Origin of the sequence: Nitrososphaera viennensis EN76, from assembly GCF_000698785.1 — an archaeon.
Lineage (GTDB): Archaea > Thermoproteota > Nitrososphaeria > Nitrososphaerales > Nitrososphaeraceae > Nitrososphaera > Nitrososphaera viennensis.
On record NZ_CP007536.1, the window covers coordinates 1,477,868 to 1,500,549 of the forward strand.

Here is a 22,682-nt window from a genome sequence, read left to right on the forward strand (position 1 = left end):
ACATGCCAAGAGTTTCAAGTTTCAATCCTTGTTTTAATGGATTTGTCTTTCAGACACATCTTCGACTACCACGGCGTGGTGCCGACAAGGAGTTTCAATCCTTGTTTTAATGGATTTGTCTTTCAGACAATCTTTTTTCCCTCTCCTTTTATTTTGTAATATGAGTTTCAATCCTTGTTTTAATGGATTTGTCTTTCAGACACCCGTTTTTTCGTCCTTTATCCCTACGTCGGCATGGTTTCAATCCTTGTTTTAATGGATTTGTCTTTCAGACCTCTCTGGATTCTCACCTTGTACATACAGTTAGGAGTTTCAATCCTTGTTTTAATGGATTTGTCTTTCAGACATCTCAAAACACTTGCCAACCAGTAAGAGTAGCACGTTTCAATCCTTGTTTTAATGGATTTGTCTTTCAGACACTAGTAGGTGAAGATCACCTAATTTATTCTATAAAGTTTCAATCCTTGTTTTAATGGATTTGTCTTTCAGACCTTCTGTATATTTTCCACCCTTACAACATAGTAAGCCGTTTCAATCCTTGTTTTAATGGATTTGTCTTTCAGACATACATCGTTTTCTTGTCGGTGATTGACGGCTTGCGAGTTTCAATCCTTGTTTTAATGGATTTGTCTTTCAGACGAGATCACCGAATATGCAGAGAACTGGCTTCTGTTGTTTCAATCCTTGTTTTAATGGATTTGTCTTTCAGACATATTTCGGCCAGCTCGTGGACGTCGTTGGTATCCCTGTTTCAATCCTTGTTTTAATGGATTTGTCTTTCAGACAGGGCTACGAAAGACGTTTCCAGTAGGTTTATGCCGTTTCAATCCTTGTTTTAATGGATTTGTCTTTCAGACTCAAATAATTTACGAGTTAGCTCTAGGGTAAGTGTGTTTCAATCCTTGTTTTAATGGATTTGTCTTTCAGACAGCTGGAGGGGATTCTACCCTTACTTCTGATTTCATGTTTCAATCCTTGTTTTAATGGATTTGTCTTTCAGACTGAAAGGACCAGGGCGGACAAGGGAGTCCAGTACATGTTTCAATCCTTGTTTTAATGGATTTGTCTTTCAGACAGCCCTCCGGACACCCGGTTTTGTGCGTAAAATTCAGTCTACAGACCCCAAAAGGCTGTCTTTCCTCACCGTCCTGCATTTTTATGGAACCCTATATAAAGATCCAGTGGGACACACCTTCTTGTAGGTGCAGTCAAGGCATTTGCTGCTATATTTCACGTCCGGGCTAATCCCACTTGCCAGTATCTGCTTTACGGATTCTAGCTTTTGAAGCGCAAAATCTTTCAATCCCTGGGTCAATTCAATCTCTTTTACCACTCGCTGGGATTTTTGGAACACAACAAAAGCGCGGGCAACCCGCTTGTTACGGTTCTCTTCTAGCAGAATAGATAACAGGCCCACCTGCGTTTTCAAAGTGTCGGTAATCACAGTAAAATCAGAATACTTCCTTTCGACCAGCACGATCTCGCTGGCGGTTTCATAAGCTTCATCTATCTTGCCGGATAGTCCAAGGCGCATGGAGTAGAGCTGGAAAGCGACCAGTTTCTTCCCTCTGCCGATTTTTGGCAGATAGTCGCGGTTGTCCTTCTCGGACCGCGTATGGAGAGCGCGGCCCGCAAGCACGGTCCCCCTCTTTTCTTCGTACTGACGCAGACCAAGGACCAGCGAATAATAGGTGAATTTCGGGCAGAACGCGTTTTCAACCACGTCTGTCACGGTTATCAGGTCTTTCATAGTACTTCAGCGGGCCTCTTGCCAGTTGCATACTGCGCGTCAAACCCCTTGCCCAGTACGCTAATCCTCCCAAAGCACTGCTGGCACGTGAGGATGAGGTAGAAGGAATCTTCGTCTTTGATGACCCGCTTGATGTCCTCCAAGAGATCTTTCTTTTTCTGGTTCACGAGTGTGCCGCAAAAGGCGCTTTTCTGGATCCGTACAAACCCGGCATTTTTCAAGATCCGTATGACGTTGCTCCTCACCAGGTTGTCAGAAATATCATAAATCGCATAGTACGAGTTTGCCTTCATTCCGCCTTGTCCTCTTTTGCAAGTTGCTCTATTATCTTCCTGCAAAACCCCCAAGCTATTTTTTCCAGCTCCTTCCTGTTTTTCTCGCTATAGGATGTCAGCAGTGCCAGCCTGGCGTCCTTGGCAAGGAAAATGCCCTGACCGTCCCGGTCCTCAAACCAGCTTTCCGAGACCATCTTTTTGCTGAACAGGCTCGTGACTGTCCTGTCTACAAGCGGCCTCACCGGCTCCATCAGGTCAAAGGACAGCGTGGGCTTGCCGTAAGAATCTGCATGGTAAAAGCCGGCGTTTGGGTCAAGCCCTGAGAGGATGATTATCTTTTCAACGTCAGAGTAGGCTATGCCATACGCGTAATTGAGCAGGGCGTTAAAGCCGTCCAGCGCAGGATACTGGCTCCTGCGCTCAAACGACCACTTGGCCGGCAGGACAGCAGAGATCGCGCGGAAATACGCTGATGCAGATGTCCCTTCAAATCCAAGCAGCGTTTGTTTTGTCCTCCCGTCGATTGCAAGCTTGCCCACCTGCAAAAGCGCCTCCGATATGACTGCGATGGCGCGGGTGATTTCCGGGACTTCGGCCTTCCTGTTGTTTTTCAGGTCCAGCAAAAATTCTCTCTGTCCTTTCAGCTTTGCTCGGACCAATTCAAGCGAGAGCTGGACTGCCATCGGTGTCTCTTGATTGACGTACTGCTTCCTGCGCAGTTCCGTGCTCTTGCCGGCCGTGCTTGTCCATAGCCGGGCCATGGGCCTGCCCGCCCAGTCGGCCACCACCAGCTGGATGTTCTTCTCGATGCACAGTTTTACTGCCTGCGAACTGATGAGTACATTGGCACTTACCATTATTGCATCGACTTTTTCTGCAGGGATTTCCGATGTGCCGTCCTGGTTTTTTACGACAAACAGGTCGTTCTGGCGCTTCAGCACTGAGCCGTGGCTCGATATTTCAAGGATCATGAGCTTTCAATCGCTCCGAAACCCTTTGAGACGCTCTTGCCTAGGCCAAAGAAACGTGGAAGATTCACGTTCGTTGTAAACGAAGCCCGAAAAGCCTGAAATTGGTTCTCGTGTACAAATACCCTTTGAGGCCGGAAGGTTTCAAGGTCAGCAGTCACCTTGAACTTTGCAAACACCGACAGCCCCTTGATGGCGCTAAGGACATTTCCCACCAGTATCTTTTCAAGGAACGCCTTTTTCTTGGCGCTTTCAAGGTTCCTGAATTTCTGGTAGTTTTCCTCGTTGAGGGCTATCCAGGGGGTGGCGAATCGAAACCTTATCCGTGTTTCTTCTTTTACAGAAAACGAGTCGGTCACAAGGTCCACGCTCTGCACGTTTATCCTGCCGTTTGGCGTGGTTATATGATCGAGGGTGGACATTTTGCGACATACCACCTCTGCATAGTCCTTGAGGCCCATCACCATGAGCCGGCCGCGCACCTTCTTGTACTGGACTAGTGGATAGTGGTAGGGGCTGTCAGAGTGGTGGTGGAATTCCGTGTCCTCCACGAACAGGTACCCTAGAAAACCCCTCAGCGCGACTGCGGATATGGTACTTGCGTCCGGGACTTCGATGTATGCATAGCAGACCTCTATTTTATCCATTTGTCAAGGCCGACCTCCGGATCGTAAACTTCTTTCAGGCTGCCGGGTCTCGGCAGGAGGATGCCCCTTTCCAGCAGGTCCGAGTCCAGGTAGTCCTTTATCTCCTTGTGTGCAGAACCGGGAAGGTTGGCAGTCAGGGCAGAATAAGCTTTGAATGACTGCTTGTCAAATTTTTGCATCGATTTCAGCTTGGCCAATATGTCTTGTAGGTCTTGCTCGGTGTCAGGGACTATCATGGAATGGCCTTCTTCCTCTGTAAAGACATGGTTGTTCACGAAACTAGAGACGCCTTCAAAGTCCATGTCGCCCACCAAACGTTCGAGTTCGGCCATCCTGTCAGCGTTTCGCAAGTTCTTGGCAGACACCTGCTCATAGTACCCGTCGAGTTTGCCGTACAGTTCCTTCGAGTTGCGCACTTTTTTCAGTACCTTGAGCGATTCCTGATATTCCAGCTCGCTGTACGGCCTGTGATCCTGGTCCGGCTGAAAAATGTAGAGCACGGGGTTTTCGTCGTCGCCCTCCCTGTTGAGCCGCCCCATGACCTGTACGATGCTGTCAAGCGGGGCGACTTCGCGGTAGACCTCTGCAAAGCTTACGTCGACTCCCGCCTCCAGCACCTGCGTCGATACCACCAACATCCCTTTTTTTGACTCGTGGATAAGTTTGATGGTGTTGCTCCTGTCCTTCTTTCTTATGCCAGAAGTGACGTACAGCAGGCTGTCCGTGTCGTCTTTTTTTATGCCATCAAAGATTTGCTTTGCCTTTTTGCGTGTGTTTGCCATGACGAGGACTTTTTTCCCATTAGTCCCGGCAGGAGGCTTGAAGCGGGGCACGAAACTGATCTTTTTCATCGTCAGGTGGTGGTATTCTCGTAAAAGCGCTGGAGGAACCCTGTTTATTGGAACATTGCTCGAAAGCTCGTACGGGATTGTCGCGCTCACCAGGAGCACCTTTGCGTTCATTTCCCGGCATATGACCCGCAGCATTTCAACAAGGTTTGGCAGCATGAACTTGGGCACGACCTGGATTTCGTCCACTATCAGCAATGAATTTCTCAGGGAAGCCAGCTTCATCTTGTCGGCCACTGCGTTGAAGTAGAGTATCATCAAAAGCCGCTGGGTCGTCGATATTACAAATTTGCTATTGAAAGATTCGTTGTCAAAATTGTATCCAAGGCTCTCCAGAACTCGGTTCTCTTGCTTGTCCGACAGGCTGCCTGTGAAAAGATGGTTGTAGACGAGGATGTCGTCAAGCGCTTTCGGGCCGAGGACTTGGGCGACCTTGCTCTCGAAATCCTCGGTCAGGGCAAGCAGGGGAGAAAAATACATGACGCGGCTCACCCCGTGCTTGCCGGCGTATTCGTTTATCAGGTCGAGGAAGACCTTTGTCTTGCCCATCCCCGTGGGCGCGTTGAGGACCGATATGGGCGCGCTAGTGTCATGGACGCCAGCGAACCACTGCTGGAACCCTGTACGGAGCCTCGACAGAGGTGACTCGGCTCTTACCAGTTTTCCAGTATCCATGTGCAGGTCGTACTTGATGTCCTGTCGCTCGGAAAAGCTTCCCCTGTCTGCCTGCAGCAGTGATGAGAACACCACCTCCGCCTCTACAAAGTCCCTTGTGGCGTCCCCTGATTTCGACTTGAGCTTTAGCTGAAAGTCCATCGGGAGGGCAAATTCCGCCAGGCAATGTTCCCAGTCGAGATTGCCAAAATGCTCGCTTGCAGGCATTGTTTTTCTAAACTGCGCGAGGTTTTCGAGCAGTCCCTTCTTGGCCCTCTTGCCCCTGTCTGTTATCTTTTCTGACGATACCTCGTTAGAGAGGTACGAGTGGTGGGCCGCGATGGTGCACAGGACAAGCTGGAGGCGGTTTGGATCGAGCTCTTTGCAGAGTAGTTTTTCTGCCGCCCATGCGGAAAACACGGAATGCTGCCTCTCATACTTGGACTCTAATTCGCTTTCAAGAGACTTTTGCCTATCCGGCGCCGCATGAAAGAGCTCCTGATAAAAGGGGTTCAGCTTGCCGATGTCATGCAAGAGGCCGGCATAGTAGGCCAGCCTGCTGCTTGCAAAGTTGGTCTGGCGCATGATGCCTTCGGCTGCTGTTGCTACTTTTGTCAGGTGCTCGTCCAGCGGCTTGCCCGGGTGCGACAGGAAATCAATATAGGCAGACAACTTTGCCGCCGTCCGGAAAAGAGTGGAGAGAAGACAGCTTAGGTTTCTCAATCTGTACCTTATAGATAGAACCCCCTGCAGGGATCCAGTGTCGAAGTACACGTCTCTCCAGCTGCCCGTTTTCAAAGAAATGGTGCAGGTGCCTTTCTATTATCATGCGCGAGCTGTCCTGCGCTTTGTTAGCGGTTACAGAAAACCCAGTATTGTAGGTCTCGGATTCGTCGAGGATTACCGCCGAAGTGGCAAACTTTAGCTCTTTAAAAAGCGGCATATCTTGCATCGCGACATCGGAGATGCGCGCAGGGCAGTACGCGTGGCCAAAATACGGAGCATACTTGCAGTCGTTGTCTTTCAAAGACTTGTAAAGTGCTTCCCGGGTAGCGTCGTCGGTCTTGACATAGAACCTGTACGAGGGCGAAACCAAAACCTCCGTCTTGAAAGGCTTTGTCTTGGATTCCTTTAGAGACCGGTGGTTGGTAAAGAAAGAGACCTTCCTCGGGTCCGATTCCAGCTCTATTCCGATTGAGGTCTTTTTGAACAGCTCAAGGTAACCAGGGCCGTAGATTTCTCCAAGCGAATGATCCCTCTCTATGCCCAAGACCGCGCCAATCATTCCTATCACCGCGCTCTTGGACGGTATGTAGTACACGGTCTGGTTGGATGTTACGGAAGGATCCCGGAACGCCGCAAACTCGCCGGAGGCGCGGAAGGATATGATGTCGGGCATTAGAGTTCCTGTACGGGTATCCCTTTTGACCGCAGCTGCGACGCAAGCGACCTGACGTCTTCTTGTATGTCATCACAGGAGGCTATCCTCACATTCTTTACGCGGGATTTCCTTTCCACAAGCGCGCTCACCAGACGCCTAAAGTCAAATGGCGACTTTGAAAGCTCTTTCGCATGCTGTTTCATCTCCTGCGACTCGTCGACTAGGACCGGGAGGTCGTTGTACGACGTAGAGTCGTACGAGACCTCTATGTACAGTATGCTGCGTTGCGGAAACTTTGAGCGTGTGATCAGGTTGTTCGTACCCTTCCAGAGGCACTCGAACAGCTTTTCCTCGACCTTATCAAAGCGGTTTCTTGCCTTGTCGTTGTTGAAGTACTTGCCAAGATTCATCGGGTTTATGGCGCCGTGAATCTTCAAGAGGGCGTACTCGACCGAATAGAACTTGCCGAATGTGGAGAATTGCTTCTCCTGGTTCTCCTTCTCTTTGCCCACAAACCTGCCCGATATTGTCGGGTTTATTATCCTGACCTTGTTCACGCTCCTGCCAAGGCCAAACTGTGCAGGGCCGGTAAGCTTGTACGAGCCACCTTCGTCATCCCCCTTCTCAGACCTGACCGTGACGAGGGCGCCAAAGAGCGGAGCGTCAAAAGTCGATTGTATCAGTTCTCCAATGACGTCTTTACCCTTCATGTTGCCGATTATCTCCTTGGCCCTCTGGTCGGCCGTAACGGCGTTGCCGTCCTTGTCGTAGTCTACAAACAACGTCTCACCAAGGACGTCGCGGGCATAGTCGCGTATAGTCCGCTTTATCCTGACATCGGTTATCAGGATGGTGTCGTCCGGCATCAGCCGGGGCTGGTTCTCAAAACCGGGATCGCCATTGGGGTTCTGCCGGGATTCATAGTAGAACAGGATTTCCTTGTTGATGCTCTTTGTCAAGCTCTCTCCTCCTTTTTCCCGGCTGCGCCTTTGCTAAAATAGCCCTTGTAGAAAAAGTACGAATAATCGTTGTACGCAGAATTGTCGCTTATTTCGACAGAGGGCTGGTTGCTGCTGATGAACGACTCCAGTCTCTTTACCTTCTCTCCCGGTGCCTTTGACAGGCTCAAGCCGAGGCCGATCCGCTGCATGACAAAGCGGAGTTTTTCCCTGTCATACCTCGAATACGCGAGGATGTCGCGGAGTGAGTTGCTGGACTCTTTTACGTCCTCTTTGAATTTGATGTATTCTGCAGCGATAATCCCAACGCTATGTGCATATTGTTCATCGCTATTCATTTCATCACCCTTGCCTCCGTTTGGATTGGCATTCTTACATAAAACTTTTATGCAAAAGTCGCATTTGCGGAAGAACTGGTACGACTCTCCATTTTGTGCCATTCCTTTCAACCAATCCGGCAGGTATTCGCGCAACTGCAAGACAAACCGCGAAAGCAGGTAATTCCTGTCCACGCTCCTTTTTGCCAGCAGGCTGCGGACTGCTGCCAGATAGTGGGTCCAGATGACGGTATTTCCTTTCTTTTCGATGAGGATTTCCAGAGCGTGTGGTGGGATTTCGCCTTCTTCAATTCCAGAGAACATCTCCCTCATGTCCTCCATTGTTAGGTTTTCGTCGAGCATGACCTCCATCTTGGCCTGCGAGGTCAGGTAGCACAGGATTTTGAGACTGGACATATCTTCAAGCCTGTTGGTTTTGTCTAGATCCTTGTAGTTCCTCCACAGCTGGTAGTATATCCCGTTCTTGGTATTTTTGAAGCGATGGCCGGGCTTGGCAATGTCTGTAAACATCCACTGCAGCCCGGAAATGCGGAACGCGTCTGCCGCGTTGATGTTGACCGACCGGTGCGAGCCTGCACCAATAGCTAGGTTGCGATAAAAACTTTCGCCGTCGGTGCAGTTTATCGAAAAGGCAGGGTCGTCGTACGAAAGGAACTTGGCCGTTATCGTGGTTTCTTTTGCATAGCCCTTTGCTTTGTTGCCAAAAGAGTCGATAAAGCTTGTTCCTACGTCCTCCTCATCGGCAGAACGGTATTCCACCTCGACATCTTTTGGGAGGACTATTAACGAAAAAGAGATTTTCTTGTTCTGTATTTCATCGACTTTCCAGTGCGACCGGACATGCTTGAAGAACACTTTGCAGATGCTCGTAAAGAGTACAGACTTGAACTTGCCGTCTTTTGTCAGTACCTTGGATCGCACGTATTCGTCATAGAGGTTCTTGCCCGAAACAAAATACCTCTCTTTGTCTATCTTCAACTGGACGCTATTCTTGGCTGCAATCCTTTCCTTCTTGGTGTTTAGGTCCAGCTCCCCGACAAACGATGCAGTCCCCTTACCTATCGTAAGGGAGATTGTTGGACCAGATTTGTTATTCAAGAATTGACCGTACAGTTCAACATAGGGCGGCGGAGAGTTTGGGCTGTTTGCCCGGAATTTGAGGCCAAGGCCGGCCGCCGTATTGGCAGGCATAGAGAAGAGCTCTTGGAATGACTTGTAATCTTCAAGCGTGTCGCTATATTGATCCAGAGCCTTTTTGTCTAGGGCAGGACGCGTCCCGCGCATTATCACCTTCTTGACCGGTTTGGGAGTCCTTACATACTCCCCCTTGAAATCCTTGTTTTTCAGGTACAGTTCAAAAGCCAGCAATTGTCTGGGGTTAACAGGCCATTGAATTAAACATTTTCATATAACATTTTCAGAGAAGGTTGAGCTATACCACGTTTGCCTAGGTTTCTTTTTCTTCCATTATTTCGCTTTCTTCCACGTCGCGCTTGTCGTCTTCCCACAGGCGCATCCTGTCCATCTTGTCGCGCCTTCTTGCCTCCTGCAGCATGTTGTAGACGCTCTTGTGCATGCTTCCCCGGCACAGCATGTCTATTGCGTCCGTCGCAAGCCTGACCTCGTGGTACGTGCCTATCAGGCTCACTGTGTGGCCGTAAACGGACATGGACGCTCCGCTCAGCTCCTCTATCGTGCGCCTTGACTTGCCGCCCTCGCCGATTATCCTGCCCTTGACGCGCTCTAGCGCGCTTGGCGACCTGCCGGTGTAGTCGCGCAGGTCTATTTGCTGGAACAGCATCTCCTCCTCTTCCAAAAGGCGCATGGCGCGCTGGGGCGAAAAGCCCCGCGAGATAGCAGAGATTATCTCGACTGCCTTGAACATCTCTATCTGCTCCACGGGCTTGTTTTCCCCGGTCGTTATCACGGCGTCGCCGGACTCGCTGTCAACCTCGATTGCGACCCCGCATCTTTTCTCGATGTCCTGCTTTACCCTTCCGCCCTTGCCTATCAGGACGGCTATCCTTTCCCTTGGAAGCTTGACGTTGTGCTGGAAGCTCATATCTCTTGTTTTATCCCGCTGTCATTATCCTGTCCATGAGGTGCGTGGTGTCAATGACGTCTATGCCCCGCTTGATGAAGAACCTGTTTACGTTCTGCACGTCGCGGACTAAAAACTGTTTTGAATTTGGGTGCTTGACGTCGACTGCCGAGCCAAAGTCAAGCAGGATTATCTCGCCTTTTGGGTTCTTGAATATGTTGTACTCTGACAGGTCGGCGTGCACGAGGCCGGCCTTTTGGTACAGTATTTGCAGCTGCTCCACCACTTCAGCATAGTCGGCTTCTGTTACGCTTTCAAGGTTTGCCAGCGGGGTCGCGACGTTTCCCTCGCTGTCGCCGATGAACTCCATGACAAGGACGTTCTTTTCAACCGCTATTGGCGCCGGCACGCGGACGCCGGCCTTGTGCGCCTGCTGCAGGTTCTTGAACTCTTTTCTTGCCCACGCGGAGATAAAGTTGCGGGTGCCTCCCTTGATCTCTGAAAAGCGCGGGTCGCCGGCGATGTACTGCATCCTCTTCTTGAACTCGGAGCTCACCGTCAGGTATATCTTCACCGCAAGGGGCGAGCCGTCGGGCGCCTCTCCAATGAACACCTTGGCCTCCTTGCCGGAGGCAAAGTGGCTCTGCACCGATTTCAGTATGCCGTCGTTTACCATTTTCGTGATGACCATCATGGTGGGCATGTCAAACACCTCCTCCACCACCTGGTAGTCCTCCGACTTTTTTTGCAAAAAGCGGTTTTCCCGCTCGTGGCGCGCATAGCGCCTGTCGGCCCGCGCGACGGCCTTTGGCTCTTTATGTTGTTCTTGTTCTTGCTGCTGTTGTTGCTGCTGTTTCTCTTCTTCCGGCTCTACGTCGTCTTTGCCCATCTAGGTCACTTTTGCTGGAACTTGAATATCATCAAGAATGGGACGCCGGATATGCGCTTGACGCTTGCCTCCTTTGCCATCTTCATCGAAAGCGCCTGGCCAACGATCTTGTCGCCTACCAGGTTTGCAATCGCGCACTTCTTCAAGAGCTCGCCGGCCTGCTGCGGCTCTATCACGTCCTGCTTGAAGTACGACTCGGTCAGGTCGATGGCAAGGCCGTCCTGCTCCAGCTTGCTCCCTATCAACTCAAGGTCGCAGATGTCTATCATGAGAGACCCCTGGTACTGGGTGGTCCGGGCAGCGTACAACTGATCTAGCTTCTACAGACAGTGTAATGAGTATTGCTGTATCTTTTACTGCTAGCCGTACGTCTCTACCTTGATGTCAAACGAGCCGTCCTTGCGCTTGTGCCTGTTGCTGACAAACCCTAGCGGTTGCAGTATCGAGATCACGCTGTCAATGGTGCCCGAGTAGCCGCAGATGTGAAAAAACGAGTTTTCCGGCGTGACTTTGCCGCCAAGCGCCCTTTCAAGCTCGGACAGGCGATCACCACCACCATTGCCATTACTATCCTTTGGCACCAGAAGCGACTCCACCCTGCCGGTGTGGCCGGTCCATCCCTCCGAGCCGGGATCGTTTGGCCTGCTCACCGTCGGCAAGTAGACAAAATTGCCGTTGCTTTCCTTTGCGAGCCGTTCAAACAGGTCCCGGTAGCCAAGCTCCTTTGCGTTGCGAGCGCCGTGCAACAGCGCTATCCTGCGCCGGGAGCCTGTCGCCTTTAGGTGCAGGGCATAGCCCACAAACGGCGCAAGTCCGGTCCCGGAGGCGACCAGAACAAGCGTCCTTTCGTCAGGCGTGCCGTCTACCCTCTTGTCTTCTATGGTAAAGGCGCCGGCGGGCTTGCGCCAGTAAAGCTCGTCGCCCTCTTTCATGTTGAAAAGGGCGGTGGTGAACTTGCCGGGCACCGGCTCTTGCGCCCACTTTATGTACAGCTCAAAGTAGCGCTTTTCCTCCGGGGGCGAGGAAAGCGAGTAGGCGCGGTTTGTTATCTTGTCGCCCTCGCCGTCCAGCTTTAGCCCGAGGGTGACGAACTGGCCGGGCTTGAAGTCGGGCACCGGGCTCCCGTCTGACGGCTGGATGCGGATTATCGCAAGGTCAGGGGTAAGGTCTTTCCTGTAGACAAGTTTTCCAAGGTTGGGCTGCGCGCTCATGTGTGTGTACCTGTACTCGAGAGTTTACGGTATATTTTGATATGCTTTTTATTTGGAGCCCTTTCGGTATAGATCGTCTTGGCAAGCGCAAAGGGCATAGCGATAACGGCCATAATCGCAGGCGGCATAATCGGTGCCAGCCTGCTCGTCTGGTTCCTGCCGCAGCAGGGCGGCATGCCCACGGGCACCAACATCACCGACAGGGAAGGCGCCGCGGCCGACGCCGCCAACCTGCCTGCTGACAACCTGTCATTTGTCTACACGCAGCACAATTTTGCCGCGACGGAAGTTGAAAACTCGTTTGACAAGTGGACCAAGGGCGAGGTCACTGCCAACGACATGAATTCTGCGATAAGCAAGGCAAGGTCGGACCTTGACGCGCTGAAAAAGCGCGTAGACACACCCGGCGTGCCGCAAGAGTGGCAGGAAAGCTACGGCCTTTACTCGCAGGCCCTTGGCAAGTTCGGCAGCTACCTTGACGAGATGAAGAGACTAGTCGACAGCGACAACAAGAGCGGAGATCATGCAACGCTTGACTCTATCAAGGCCGAGATGAACGACTTGATAGACCGCTCGATAAAGGCTTTCCCGACTACTGCTGCTACCTGAGCACGTCGATTATCCGGTCCAGCCTTGCATCTGTTTTAAAGGCGCCAAAATTGAGCGAAGTCTTTGACGCTTTATAGCCGGCAGCGCGCAGCTTTTCGATTATCTTTGGTATCGAATGCGGGTTTGTCCTCAATTTTGAAGAGATCTCGTCTGCCTTGAAGTAATAGGGCACGTCGTCGATCTCGTCAAGGGCCGCATCAAGGACCTTTTTGCTTTTCTCGTCTTTGCCTGCTTGCTCTTTCATTTTTGCGACAAACCCCTTTTCGTGCAGGGGCCCCGTCCACAGCTGGCCTCCAACCCGGAGCTTTTTCTGGCACAGCTCGCACCTGGCGTTCCCGTCGTACTCGGCAGTTGCAAGCCGGTGGCCGCAGTTGAAGCAGTGCATCACGTGGCCGATGCTTGCATAGACGTCATTTGCCTCGCTAGAGCTGACCGATACCTGCGCGTACACCCGCAGGTAGTGCATCGTGGCGTGCGAAAACACCGGCTTTATCGCGAGCTCCAGCCTTGAAGCGGTGAGCGCTATCAGCGACGTGAGCAGGCGCAGCGCGGTCTCGTTGCCGTAGCTGTTGTTCAGCGGCCGGCCGTAGTAGCGGCGCAGGCACACTTCTGGATAGACGCCGCAGAGGACAGCCGTGTCCGTCGCGGTTATCGAGACCAGGCCGTCGTCAAGCGCGGCGCGAAGAACGCAGTCGACGTGGCGGGCGGGCGTCCCAAACGGGTCGAGGTCGACTATTCCAAAGCGCTCCTCGCTGTCGTTTCCCTTCATCAGAAACTTGCAGACTTCATTGACAGAGAAGCGGCATTTTCCAGAGACGCCGTTGAGTTCTGCAGATTTTCTGGCAGCTTCAATCGCTGTCGGGTTGGCGTCGTTTGCAAACACCTGCTCTATCTCCGGCACCTCCACTGCCACCCGCAAGGCCCGGGCGCCAATCCCGGTAAAGCCGTCTGCAAGCGTCTTTTCCTTCTTCAGCCGGGGAGCAAAGGCGCGGTACGCAAGTATTGAAAGGTCGCGGCTCTGCTTTGCCGCAGGGTTGAAAAAGGCAGGGACCTTGGGCGGCACCCTTTCCGTCAGGGACAGTGCTGGCACTAGCAGTCTTGTCTTGCACTCCACCGTCTCGACAAAGCCGTCCATGCAAGAGGGCTGTTTCATGCGATATTTATTATTGTAAGCGCAGGCACTGTCATGACTGTTCGTCGGACGCCAGATCACTTCAATATCGATGTGGTCGATGATACAAGCTACCAGCAGCAACACCATCCATCACACATTTTATTATACCCGGCTGCTGAATTAAACTGCAGAGAGTGAAGTAAATTGCAAGGACAGGACGAGGTAAATAACGTTGATGACTCGCTGCTTTTGCAGTTTGAGCAAGAGGTCCAGAGCAAGGTTCCTCACCTGAGAGAGGAACCTGGCGCGGGCAAGGCAGCGGCAATAATAATCAACGCAACTCCGCTTGTTGACATCACCAAAGACCTGAAGGAATGCGCAAAAAATGTGTTCGGCCTGGACCTTGCCGACAAAGCCCTGCGAGTTTTCGGCAAGTTCGATTCGGACTTGCTGGCAGGCTCAATAAAAGTAAGGCCGGCAGTACAGATAATCCATGACGCCATCGCTACCGGGAAGCTCAAGCGCGGGCAGACGATATTTGAAGCGACTTCGGGCAACTTTGGAATTGCTCTGGGGCAGATCTCCAAGCTGGGCATAGATGTTGTTGCCCTTGTCTCTCGGAAGCTCCAGGAAGGAGTGTTCGACGAGCTGAGAAACGAAAAAACACGCATCATCAATCTCGACATGGACATCTGCCCTGCCCCGGGAATGAAGGGAAACGCGAACCTCATGGCCGCCAGGGCGACAGCCTCAAACGTTCGCGCACAGCTCACTGAATTGGGGTTTGACCCTGCAATTTTCGACAAGTCGCGCTCTGAGGTAGAAGCGATTCTAGCGAGCCAGGACATAATAAACCTGGCAAAGCTGCTTGCAAGGATCTACGGCGGCTTCTGCCCAGAACAGTACGACAACGAGCTGAACATTGAAGCGCACAGAACCGTGACGGCTGCAGAGCTGGACCAGCAACTGCGTGAACAAGGAAATGCGCTGTCAGAGTCCAGAATTGTCTGCACGTTTGGCACAGGCGGCACCTCCGGCGGTCTGAGCAGGTACATGATGGAGAAATACGGCAAAAAGTCCGTGCACGTAGTCTTTCCACTCGGCGACCAGGATGTTGCGGGAATAAGGACAAAAGGCAAGGCAGCGGGCCTAAAGTTTTACGAGCCTGACAGGTATGCAGGACAGCACGAAGTGGATTTCAGGCAGGCAAAACGCCTGCTAAAGTTTTTTGTGGACAAAGGGTACGACATGGGGGAAAGCAGTGCCCTCGCGCTTTACGCCGTGATACAGATGGCGAACTTTGGCATGGGCGGCAGCAACTTTGTCGTGATGATCGCAGACGGGATCCAAAAGTACAGAAAAAGCCTTGAAGCGATGGCGGGTGAAGAGAAACAACAAAGGAGCTTGCAGGTTCCCCTGCAGGAAGCTGTCTCGAACATCGGAAATTATGACAGGGTTGTCTGGATTCATACAATGTATACCCCGCGCAAAGAAGGAATAGAGCTCATCGCAAAATCGCTGGGCGTCGATGAAAGCAAGATCTTTGTTCCGACGGCCAGGGAGGTGGAGCAATTATTGGCAACCCAGCAGGTGCCCAAGGAGATGGAAAAATCGCTGGGTGGTGCTAATGCAAAGCCGCTGCTCGTCTGCATGATGGGAAATACGTCTCTCAGGGTAGCTGAAGTGCTTGCACAGAAGGGCATTGTAGCTGAAAGTTTGAATGGCGGGATATCCGCCCTTTCTGCAGGAAAAGGCAAGCAGATACCTGAATTGGTGCGAATGGCTACCGAATAAAGGACGCTGTTCAATGATCGGGTCATCGCTAGCGATGGATATTGAGCACGATTTATTCTCGAATGCCCCCAAGATCGAACAGAGCCCAAGCGCAAAAGGGATAATAGCTACCTCCCAAATCACATAGACAGCTTATGCTGTTAATTGGCGGCGTGGACGAGGCGGGGCGCGGCTCGATAATAGGGCCGCTCGTAGTCGCCGGCGTCTCTGTCCGCGAGTCAAAAATTACAAAATTAAAAGAGATTGGCGTCAGGGACTCGAAGCAATTGACGCGGCAGGCCCGCGAAAGATTGTACGACGAAATAGTCAGCATCGCCGACCACCACCACATACACACGATAAAGTCGACAGAGGTTGACAGCCACGTGCTGCAGCGCGGCCTGAACAAGCTGGAGGCAAGGGCGATGGCGCACGTCATCGGCAAGATGAAGGTCGACGAGGTGTACGTCGACTGCTGCGACACAAACCCCGAACGCTATAAGGAGCACATCGCATGCCACCTAAAGAGCATGCCACAGGCGATGACAATACATTCTATGCACCATGCAGACAGGATAAACGTGGTAGTGTCTGCGGCGTCGATACTGGCCAAGATAACGCGCGATTTGGAGATACAAAAGATAAGGAAGCGCTACCGCGACATCGGCTCCGGCTACCCCTCCGACGAAAAGACTATGCTTTTCATCCGCAACTGGGTGGAGATGAAAAAGACGCCGCCGGCGTTTGCGAGAAAGTCGTGGAAGCCCCTGCGCATGATGCTTGAAGGGATGGAGCAGAGGACGCTTTTCTAGGACTTGAAAAAGCAGTAGATCATGCCATGGTCCTTGTCAAACGGCTCAAGGTTCAGCACCTGGTCTATCACAAACCCCGCTTTTTCCAGCTTTTTTGCCTCCTGTACGACGACTGCCTTTGGATCCATCAGAACGTCGATGCTGCGCGTCTTTACCACAAGGAGCATGACTCCTCCCGGCTTTAGGTACGCGTTGCAGTTTGCTATCGCAATGTCCGTCTGGTCAGGCTGGGCGATGTCGCAGTAGACGACGTCGACCTTGCCAAACACGGAAAAATACGAATTCGGTTTTCTTGCATCTTCGAGGACTGGCACTACGTTCTTGCGCTTTGACGCCACGTTCTCTATAAGCTCCCGGGCAACGCGCGTAGCCGGCTCGACTGCAAACACTATGCCGGAATTGCCTACAATGTCAGAGACGTGGCTCACTGTCGTCCCGGTGGACGCGCCGAGGTACAGCACCTTGATGCCGTTTTTTATCGGCAGGTTCTTCAGCCCCTTTTTCAGCGCGCCAGCAAGCTTGCTCCGGAAAGGGTCCCACAGGCGGTATTCCTCGCCATCCTGCTTGACCAGCTTTTCACCGTAGACGCTGTTTCCGGGGACAAGGTTTATTGTGGCAGCGTGCTTTTCGCCGCCGGCAAAGATCCACCTAATACCGTCGTTTTCCAAAGTGCTTTCGGTCCTTTCCCTTCTTCTTGCCGCCGCCAAACCTGTCGCGGCCGCCTTCGCGCCTATCTCTTCCACCGCCGCCAAAGCGCCTCGGTCCCCTGTCCTGGCGCCTCTCATGCTCCCTGTATTTCTTGTCGCGCTCTTTTTCCGGCACCGGCTCCTTGTACTTTTCGCGGATCTCTTCAAGGCGCGTGTTCAGCTTTTCCGTGATCTGGGCGTCCTTGCCGGCGTGCCGATAATAGTCTATCCTTGCCGCGATTGCGACCTTGGACGCTACTGCGCGGGCGATTTTGCCGCGCTGCCACTTTGGAGCCGAGTGTATGAGCGGGTGCTGGAACAGTATGCCGTGCTTGGGCGGCCTTGCGCCTGTTTTCAACGCGCGGAAAAGCGCCTTTTCTGCGCCAAGCACCTGTATCGTGCTTGCAGGGAGCACGGCAAGCCTTGCGAGGCTCCCGGCCTTGGCGATGAGCCTTGCGCCCACCGCGGCTGTTAGCAATTCTTTGACGTTCGGGGCGACTACTTCCATCGCGGCCTCGATGTGGTCTGAAAGTATGCGCCGCAAGTCAGACTGCAGAATGACCTGGTCTGCCAGCTTTTTCACGATTGCAAGGTTCTCCGGCGTCATGTCACCTCCCCTGCTGCGCTTTGCGCCGTCAAGTATTATCTCCACCTTTTTGTCCTGCATGCCGGCACTCTCCAGGATTTCCTTTGTTATCTTGTCACGCGAGCCGGCCCTGCTGATTATCTCTGCGTGCGCGACCTGGCTCTGCACGAGGTTGTCAAGCTCCGGGTAATGCAGGCCGTACCACTCGCGCATCCTCGTCCCTATCGTGTTGATTATCTTGTCCAGCTCGTCCAGCGCGTTTATCGACTGGACTATGTGAAGGTCGAGTTTCTCTGACGCTTCCTTTACGCGTGATGACGAAAGCTCTATCGCAAAGTCGCGCAGCGCCTGCATGGCGTCCTGCGGGCTTGCCGCAAACCCGGCCCTGACGATATAGTCGGGCTTGCTTGCCTGGATCTCTTGCTGCTGGGTCTCCTGCATCATCTGGGTGTTGAGTCCGGCCTGCCGCAGCACTATTGCCACGCTTGCGTCGTTTACTGACAGGGTATCGTATGAGCGCAATTGGTCCACGAAGGGCTTGATCTCTTCCGGCGTGCCTCCGCTCTTTAGCAGGCGGTACGAGTGCAGCGCGCTGTCGAATTTCCTTGACGCCACGGCGTTGCCTGCGCCGTCAAAGGCGGCTATGCCAAGCTCCAGCAGGACCACTGAGCAAGAATTACTGTTACTTGAAGACATTTTTGTACGTGAGTGCTACAATAATGCCATTAAAAAAGATAAGGTATAGTCGCTTGTACCCCGTAATTTTGAATAGCAAGTTCGTTTTCGCAAAGGCTGAAAGCAAATGAGTTTTCTTACTAGAATTTATACCCACCCCGCCAACTGGAGAGGCGTATATGGGCCTTGTACTTGCAGACAGAAAAGAGCTTGAGGCGCTGCTAAAGGCGGCTGCTAAAGACCCCAAGGTGGCCACGACCCTTGCGGGCAGGATGGTCCCGGGGCAGGGCGACGCGGGCGAGTTTGCGTACGGCCTTTTGGCCGGCATGGTGATCGGCAGCTTCATGGCCTCTTTTGAAGGCAAAAACGGCAGGCAGCCGGACAGGGACGAGACTGCAGACCTGCTGTCAATCGTGATGTCGAGGATGCCGGCTCTGAGAAAGGCCATAATGAAGCAGCTAGAAATGCGTTAGAGAACGAACAAGAACATAGTTCGAAAACGTTTATCTAATGTTTACGTCACAAAGCCTCCGTTGGAGCAAAAGTCCAAGCTGCCCGTCGCAATGCGCGACATCATCATCGTCGTTGCCGGCGTGGCCATAGTATGGCTTGGGCTCAGGCTTGCGTTTGACACCAACAACCCGTTCTACGTAGTTTCCAGCAGGAGCATGGTCCCGACTCTGGAGGTAAACGACGTCCTTGTGGTCAGGGACGGTGGCTCGTGGGACACCCTCAGGGTCGGCGACATCATCGTGTTTGACAGGCCCGACGGCGAGGACCGCGTTATTGTCCATCGCGTGGCCGAGATTGGCGAGAATTCCGCCGGCGAGCGCGTGATCCGGACAAAGGGCGACGCAAACCCGGCCTCCATACCCGGTACGGACTATCCAATCCGCGAGGAGAACTATATCGGCAAGGTGGTGTACGTCATGCCGGGCGCCGGCGTGATAACAAAGATCATCAGCCCGCCTGTCAACTACATCATAATTGCGATAATTCTTGTGATACTGTTCTTCAGCAAGTGGGGCAGAAAGGGAAAGGGCGACGCCCCGCAGCCGCCTTCTTCTGGCACGTCAACAGGCCAGCCGCCGTCGGCATGAAATCCAGGACAGCATACCTGACGTTCAACACGCCAGAGAGGCACGCTTTTGTAAACATCACGCCGCAGGTGAGAAAGGTCGTTGAGGAGAGCGGCGTAAAGGAGGGCATGGTCTTGGTGAACGCGATGCACATCTCGGCTAGCGTTTTCATAAACGACGACGAAAGCGGCCTGCACCAGGATTTTGAAAAGTGGCTCGAAAAACTTGCACCGTACTCGCCGGAGAGCTACCTACACAACCGCACCGGCGAGGACAACGCCGACGCCCACCTGAAGAGGCAGGTGATGGGCCGCGAGGTTGTTGTCGCCATCACAAACGGCAAGCTTGATTTCGGCCCGTGGGAGCAGATCTTTTACGGCGAGTTTGACGGCCAGAGGCCAAAGCGCGTCCTGGTAAAGGTCATCGGCGAATAGAGAGCGGCAATAGAGTGGAGTATTTAGCTCCGCTTAAATTGGCTGGCTGAAATTTACTTCAAATTTTCAGGAAATCATTCAAAATATGGCAAGCAGGTATATATACCACCCCTTTATAAAGGGGACTATGCCGCAGACCAAGCCCATAGTCAGCATTGAAAACGTTGTAGCTTCTGCAACCGTCAACCAGACGGTCAACCTAAACCTGATTACCCAGATATTCCCGGACGTCGAGTACCACCCGGACCAGTTCCCGGGCCTCGTGTTCAGGCTGAGGTCGCCCAAGACAGCGACTCTGATTTTCAGTTCCGGCAAGATGGTCTGCACCGGCGCAAAGTCGGAAAAGATGGCAATCCAGGCGGTCAAAAACGTGGTTCAAAAGCTGAAAAAGGGCGGCATCCCGCTTGAAAACGAGCCGCAGATAGAGATTCAGAACATCGTCGCGTCTGCAAGCCTCGGAGGCAAGATCCATCTGGAGCTTGCCGCGCGCGTTCTTCCAAGGAGCATGTACGAGCCGGAGCAGTTCCCCGGCCTCATCCACAGGATGCTGGACCCAAAGACGGTCATCCTGCTCTTTGCCTCCGGCAAGCTGGTGTGCACCGGCGCCAAGAAGGAGAGCGAGGTCTACAGGGCAGTCGGCAACCTCCACACGCTCCTCGAAGAAAAGAACCTGATGATATACGAAGGATGAATGAAGAAAGGGTAAAGGGTTATTAGCGCTCGTACTAGAATGTCAGTTGTCGTGGCCAGGGCCCTTGCGCTTGCTTTTTTAGTTGCAATAATTATTGTTGTTGCATCTACCGCCACCGCAGCAGCCCCGGTCTTTTCTCAGGCTGCTGCAAAGGGCTCCCGCCCCGCGTACGTTTACGACAGGGCAGAAGTCATCACGCCTGAATACCGCCAGATAATTGATGCGTACCTGCGTGGCCTTGACGACGCGACCACGAACGAGATCGTGATTTACACCATCCCAAGTTTTGTAGGCCACGGGATAAAGAAGGACGGAATAGAGCTTCAGGACCGCGACATGCTTGCCAACTACATCTACAACGAATTGACGCTGGACGGCGTAAAGGGCATCGGCAAGGCTGGAAAGGACAACGGCGCGCTCGTGTTGATGTCGCTAGAGCGCGACGGCGGTGGCGGCTCCATGAGGATCGAGGTGGGCAGGGGGCTTGAGGGCAACATCACTGACGGGACGGCTGGCGAAATCCTTGACCGCTACCTTGTGCCGGCAAGGCAGGAGTATGAGGACACTGGCAGTACGGCGGCGTTTGACAGGGCGTTTTTGAATACAGTGGTCGCGCTTGGCACGCAGACGGGCTACCAGGCAGGCGACTCTGTGCCTGTGCCCACGGACAGCTTTCAGCCATCAGCAGAAGACGACAATACGCAGACCGTCATCTTTTTTGTGCTGGTCTTTGCGGCAGTCATTGCAGTAGCGGCACTGGACGCCAAGTACGGAAGGAGAAGGAGGAGGGGCGGCTACTTCATTGGCGGCGGGTATGGCGGCGGAGGCGGCTGGGGAGGAGGTAGCGGGGGAGGCGGCTTTGGCGGCGGAGGCGGCAGGTCCGGCGGCGGAGGCGCGGGGCGCTAAAGGTAATAAATAGGCGCAGATAATGACAGGCTACCACATTGGTCAAGAAGAGCATCATAATCGTTGGCGCTGTTGTTGGTGTCATTGCAATAATCATAGGCTCGCTGTATTCCATGTATTTCTCTGGCTTTAACGCGGCGCAGGCCAAGGACGAGAACGTAAAGAGGCTTGCAGCAGATATAGACGTCCAGCTGCAGCGCCGGTATGACCTTATACCCAACATAGTCAGGACGGCGCAGGCTTACCTCCAGTTTGAAAAGAGCGTGCTTGAAGACGTCACGAGGCTCAGGACTGACTGGCAGAGGGCGCCGACAGTAAACGAGCGCGTGCAGACGAGCAACCAGATAGAAGAGGCGCTCAGCAAGATACTGATAACTTATGAAAACTACCCGGAGCTCAAGGCCGACCAGCAGCTGAGGAGGGTCATGGACGAGCTTGCGGGCACGGAAAACCGCATAGCAGTTGCGCGCACCTACTACAACGACGGAGTGCGCGACTTTAATGTCAACCTGCGCACGTTCCCGAACAACGTGTTCAACGAAAGCGGGTTCCTAGGCACCAAGCCTTGGGGGATGACGCAGTATGCGTCCTACCAGGCGACGACTGCTGCGCAGACGACTGTCCCGCAGGTGGACATCCAGGTGCCGCAGTAGGCAACAGATAGCTACTAGTCGGTTTCCAGGCCGCCGCTTGCGGCTATCTGCTTTACCACGGCGTCCATGGTGCTGTCGTCGACAAGCCCGGCCTTGTGCAGGGCGCCGGCGATATCCTGTATCGTGGCAACAGAGGTGAGCCTGACTCCCATCTGCTTTAGCTTTTCCTCCGCGCCTTCCATCCTGTTCACGACGGCCACAACATCCTCCACAACGCCGCCGTTTGCCCTTATCGCGTCGATCGCCTTGCTCACGGAAAGGCCGGTGGTCGCAACGTCGTCGACTATGACCACCCGGGCGCCGGAGGCAAGGTGGCCCTCCACCAGCTTGCTCATGCCATAGCCCTTGGACTCTTTTCTCACGTAGACAAAGGGCTTTTCCATCTCGTAGGCAAGGGCCGAGCCAAAGACGAGGCCGGAGGTCGGCACCGAGGCAAAGGTGTCAAAGCTTGCCACCTTTTTTGCCACGGCGTCCTTGAGGGCGCCTATTGTCAGGCGAAAGTGCGCCGGAAAGCTTGGCAGCATTCTCAGGTCGATGTAGTAGGGGCTTGGCTTGCCGCTTGCAAGCGTGAATGCGCCGAACTTGAGCGCGTTGCTCTTTAGCAGGAACGACGCAAATTCCAGGGTAAAATCAGAGGAGGAAGGCACGGTTGATCTGCAAGGGATTCGTTTTTATCTTTTGTCATCGTGGCTTGCACGGGAGA

General features: G+C 53.1%; 25 protein-coding genes and 1 CRISPR repeat array (1 of these 26 cut by a window edge). Of the genes, 9 read left to right on the top strand and 16 right to left on the bottom strand.

Annotated features, from left to right (window positions below):
- Window positions 1-1,075: direct repeats of the CRISPR family, unit length 37 nt; unit sequence GTTTCAATCCTTGTTTTAATGGATTTGTCTTTCAGAC; it begins 2,374 nt to the left of the window's first position.
- Window positions 1,076-1,156: 81 nt separating this feature from the next.
- The 12 genes from cas4 to NVIE_RS08470 all read right to left on the bottom strand — a co-directional run bounded on the left by cas4 (window position 1,157) and on the right by NVIE_RS08470 (window position 11,961).
- Window positions 1,157-1,750 carry a CRISPR-associated protein Cas4 gene (cas4, locus tag NVIE_RS08415; RefSeq protein WP_075054867.1) on the bottom strand — a complete coding sequence of 198 codons (594 nt, stop codon included), beginning with the start codon at window positions 1,748-1,750 and terminating at the stop codon, window positions 1,157-1,159.
- The gene (gene cas2 / locus NVIE_RS08420) at window positions 1,747-2,043 is read right to left on the bottom strand and encodes a CRISPR-associated endonuclease Cas2 (RefSeq protein WP_075054868.1); all 297 of its coding nucleotides are present in this window, start codon (window positions 2,041-2,043) and stop codon (window positions 1,747-1,749) included. Before cas2 ends, cas4 begins: the two co-directional genes overlap by 4 nt.
- Entirely contained in the window at window positions 2,040-2,996 is a 957-nt protein-coding gene (cas1, locus tag NVIE_RS08425; protein ID WP_075054869.1) for a CRISPR-associated endonuclease Cas1, read from the bottom strand. Before cas1 ends, cas2 begins: the two co-directional genes overlap by 4 nt.
- Window positions 2,993-3,640, bottom strand: coding sequence for a CRISPR-associated endonuclease Cas6 (locus NVIE_RS08430; RefSeq protein ID WP_075054870.1), 648 nt, complete (start codon window positions 3,638-3,640; stop codon window positions 2,993-2,995). The genes cas1 and NVIE_RS08430 overlap by 4 nt, the downstream gene beginning before the upstream one ends.
- A complete protein-coding gene (locus tag NVIE_RS08435) occupies window positions 3,628-5,814 on the bottom strand; it encodes a CRISPR-associated helicase/endonuclease Cas3 (protein WP_075054871.1) in 2,187 nt (728 codons plus the stop codon). The genes NVIE_RS08430 and NVIE_RS08435 overlap by 13 nt, the downstream gene beginning before the upstream one ends.
- The gene (gene cas5 / locus NVIE_RS08440; RefSeq protein ID WP_075054872.1) at window positions 5,798-6,541 is read right to left on the bottom strand and encodes a CRISPR-associated protein Cas5; all 744 of its coding nucleotides are present in this window, start codon (window positions 6,539-6,541) and stop codon (window positions 5,798-5,800) included. The genes NVIE_RS08435 and cas5 overlap by 17 nt, the downstream gene beginning before the upstream one ends.
- Window positions 6,541-7,482, bottom strand: coding sequence for a type I CRISPR-associated protein Cas7 (locus NVIE_RS08445; RefSeq protein ID WP_075054873.1), 942 nt, complete (start codon window positions 7,480-7,482; stop codon window positions 6,541-6,543). The genes cas5 and NVIE_RS08445 overlap by 1 nt, the downstream gene beginning before the upstream one ends.
- Entirely contained in the window at window positions 7,479-9,188 is a 1,710-nt protein-coding gene (locus NVIE_RS08450; RefSeq protein ID WP_075054874.1) for a hypothetical protein, read from the bottom strand. Before NVIE_RS08450 ends, NVIE_RS08445 begins: the two co-directional genes overlap by 4 nt.
- 79 nt (window positions 9,189-9,267) lie before the next feature.
- Entirely contained in the window at window positions 9,268-9,882 is a 615-nt protein-coding gene (locus NVIE_RS08455; RefSeq protein WP_075054875.1) for a KH domain-containing protein, read from the bottom strand.
- 10 nt (window positions 9,883-9,892) lie between these two features.
- Window positions 9,893-10,750, bottom strand: a complete 858-nt coding sequence (locus tag NVIE_RS08460) for a serine protein kinase RIO (protein ID WP_084790716.1) — start codon at window positions 10,748-10,750, stop codon at window positions 9,893-9,895.
- A 5-nt stretch (window positions 10,751-10,755) separates the two neighbouring features.
- Entirely contained in the window at window positions 10,756-11,058 is a 303-nt protein-coding gene (locus NVIE_RS08465) for a DUF424 domain-containing protein (RefSeq protein ID WP_084790717.1), read from the bottom strand.
- A 51-nt stretch (window positions 11,059-11,109) separates the two neighbouring features.
- Entirely contained in the window at window positions 11,110-11,961 is an 852-nt protein-coding gene (locus NVIE_RS08470; protein WP_075054876.1) for a ferredoxin--NADP reductase, read from the bottom strand.
- A 78-nt stretch (window positions 11,962-12,039) separates the two neighbouring features.
- Between NVIE_RS08470 and NVIE_RS08475 the strand changes: the two genes are divergently transcribed.
- A complete protein-coding gene (locus NVIE_RS08475) occupies window positions 12,040-12,570 on the top strand; it encodes a hypothetical protein (RefSeq protein WP_075054877.1) in 531 nt (176 codons plus the stop codon).
- Here the strand turns inward: NVIE_RS08475 and NVIE_RS08480 are convergent.
- Window positions 12,563-13,705, bottom strand: a complete 1,143-nt coding sequence (locus tag NVIE_RS08480) for a tRNA (guanine(10)-N(2))-dimethyltransferase (RefSeq protein ID WP_158435152.1) — start codon at window positions 13,703-13,705, stop codon at window positions 12,563-12,565. The two genes, NVIE_RS08475 and NVIE_RS08480, sit on opposite strands and share 8 nt — an antisense overlap.
- Before the next feature lie 183 nt (window positions 13,706-13,888).
- Between NVIE_RS08480 and NVIE_RS08485 the strand changes: the two genes are divergently transcribed.
- The gene (locus NVIE_RS08485; protein ID WP_075054879.1) at window positions 13,889-15,478 is read left to right on the top strand and encodes a pyridoxal-phosphate dependent enzyme; all 1,590 of its coding nucleotides are present in this window, start codon (window positions 13,889-13,891) and stop codon (window positions 15,476-15,478) included.
- Window positions 15,479-15,612: 134 nt separating this feature from the next.
- Window positions 15,613-16,269, top strand: a complete 657-nt coding sequence (rnhB, locus tag NVIE_RS08490; RefSeq protein WP_227717305.1) for a ribonuclease HII — start codon at window positions 15,613-15,615, stop codon at window positions 16,267-16,269.
- On the opposite strand, the gene NVIE_RS08495 is transcribed toward rnhB, so the two are convergent.
- Together NVIE_RS08495 and NVIE_RS15870 are read right to left on the bottom strand one after the other, a co-directional pair.
- Entirely contained in the window at window positions 16,266-16,937 is a 672-nt protein-coding gene (locus NVIE_RS08495; RefSeq protein ID WP_075054880.1) for a fibrillarin-like rRNA/tRNA 2'-O-methyltransferase, read from the bottom strand. The two genes, rnhB and NVIE_RS08495, sit on opposite strands and share 4 nt — an antisense overlap.
- Window positions 16,918-18,237: an NOP5/NOP56 family protein gene (locus NVIE_RS15870; protein WP_084790719.1), complete on the bottom strand. Its 1,320-nt coding sequence runs from the start codon at window positions 18,235-18,237 to the stop codon at window positions 16,918-16,920. Before NVIE_RS15870 ends, NVIE_RS08495 begins: the two co-directional genes overlap by 20 nt.
- Before the next feature lie 158 nt (window positions 18,238-18,395).
- Between NVIE_RS15870 and NVIE_RS08505 the strand changes: the two genes are divergently transcribed.
- The 6 genes from NVIE_RS08505 to NVIE_RS08530 all read left to right on the top strand — a co-directional run bounded on the left by NVIE_RS08505 (window position 18,396) and on the right by NVIE_RS08530 (window position 21,979).
- Window positions 18,396-18,689: a hypothetical protein gene (locus tag NVIE_RS08505; protein WP_075054882.1), complete on the top strand. Its 294-nt coding sequence runs from the start codon at window positions 18,396-18,398 to the stop codon at window positions 18,687-18,689.
- A 60-nt stretch (window positions 18,690-18,749) separates the two neighbouring features.
- Complete coding sequence (locus NVIE_RS08510) at window positions 18,750-19,316, top strand: signal peptidase I (protein ID WP_075054883.1); 567 nt, start codon at window positions 18,750-18,752, stop codon at window positions 19,314-19,316.
- Window positions 19,313-19,729 (top strand): secondary thiamine-phosphate synthase enzyme YjbQ, encoded by a 417-nt coding sequence (locus NVIE_RS08515; RefSeq protein WP_075054884.1) that lies wholly within the window; start codon window positions 19,313-19,315, stop codon window positions 19,727-19,729. Before NVIE_RS08510 ends, NVIE_RS08515 begins: the two co-directional genes overlap by 4 nt.
- 127 nt (window positions 19,730-19,856) lie before the next feature.
- On the top strand, window positions 19,857-20,420 hold the full coding sequence (locus tag NVIE_RS08520; RefSeq protein WP_075054885.1) for a TATA-box-binding protein: 564 nt from the start codon (window positions 19,857-19,859) through the stop codon (window positions 20,418-20,420).
- A gap of 39 nt (window positions 20,421-20,459) precedes the next feature.
- Window positions 20,460-21,326, top strand: coding sequence for a TPM domain-containing protein (locus NVIE_RS08525; protein WP_075054886.1), 867 nt, complete (start codon window positions 20,460-20,462; stop codon window positions 21,324-21,326).
- Window positions 21,327-21,364: 38 nt separating this feature from the next.
- Complete coding sequence (locus NVIE_RS08530) at window positions 21,365-21,979, top strand: LemA family protein (RefSeq protein WP_075054887.1); 615 nt, start codon at window positions 21,365-21,367, stop codon at window positions 21,977-21,979.
- A gap of 14 nt (window positions 21,980-21,993) precedes the next feature.
- Here the strand turns inward: NVIE_RS08530 and pyrE are convergent, their stop codons facing one another.
- Window positions 21,994-22,626 carry an orotate phosphoribosyltransferase gene (gene pyrE / locus NVIE_RS08535; RefSeq protein WP_084790720.1) on the bottom strand — a complete coding sequence of 211 codons (633 nt, stop codon included), beginning with the start codon at window positions 22,624-22,626 and terminating at the stop codon, window positions 21,994-21,996.
- Between the last annotated feature and the right edge of the window lie 56 nt (window positions 22,627-22,682).

Bases quoted from the DNA above. Each gene is read 5' to 3' on its own strand.
- cas4 (WP_075054867.1), bottom strand. From the start codon at position 1,750: ATGAAAGACCTGATAACCGTGACAGACGTGGTTGAAAACGCGTTCTGC.
- NVIE_RS08505 (WP_075054882.1), top strand. From the start codon at position 18,396: ATGGGCCTTGTACTTGCAGACAGAAAAGAGCTTGAGGCGCTGCTAAAG.
- cas5 (WP_075054872.1), bottom strand. From the start codon at position 6,541: ATGCCCGACATCATATCCTTCCGCGCCTCCGGCGAGTTTGCGGCGTTC.
- rnhB (WP_227717305.1), top strand. From the start codon at position 15,613: ATGCTGTTAATTGGCGGCGTGGACGAGGCGGGGCGCGGCTCGATAATA.
- NVIE_RS08525 (WP_075054886.1), top strand. From the start codon at position 20,460: ATGTCAGTTGTCGTGGCCAGGGCCCTTGCGCTTGCTTTTTTAGTTGCA.
- NVIE_RS08515 (WP_075054884.1), top strand. From the start codon at position 19,313: ATGAAATCCAGGACAGCATACCTGACGTTCAACACGCCAGAGAGGCAC.
- NVIE_RS08430 (WP_075054870.1), bottom strand. From the start codon at position 3,640: ATGGATAAAATAGAGGTCTGCTATGCATACATCGAAGTCCCGGACGCA.
- cas1 (WP_075054869.1), bottom strand. From the start codon at position 2,996: ATGATCCTTGAAATATCGAGCCACGGCTCAGTGCTGAAGCGCCAGAAC.
- cas2 (WP_075054868.1), bottom strand. From the start codon at position 2,043: ATGAAGGCAAACTCGTACTATGCGATTTATGATATTTCTGACAACCTG.
- NVIE_RS08480 (WP_158435152.1), bottom strand. From the start codon at position 13,705: ATGGACGGCTTTGTCGAGACGGTGGAGTGCAAGACAAGACTGCTAGTG.
- NVIE_RS15870 (WP_084790719.1), bottom strand. From the start codon at position 18,237: ATGTCTTCAAGTAACAGTAATTCTTGCTCAGTGGTCCTGCTGGAGCTT.
- NVIE_RS08470 (WP_075054876.1), bottom strand. From the start codon at position 11,961: ATGAGCGCGCAGCCCAACCTTGGAAAACTTGTCTACAGGAAAGACCTT.
- NVIE_RS08455 (WP_075054875.1), bottom strand. From the start codon at position 9,882: ATGAGCTTCCAGCACAACGTCAAGCTTCCAAGGGAAAGGATAGCCGTC.
- NVIE_RS08460 (WP_084790716.1), bottom strand. From the start codon at position 10,750: ATGGGCAAAGACGACGTAGAGCCGGAAGAAGAGAAACAGCAGCAACAA.
- NVIE_RS08520 (WP_075054885.1), top strand. From the start codon at position 19,857: ATGCCGCAGACCAAGCCCATAGTCAGCATTGAAAACGTTGTAGCTTCT.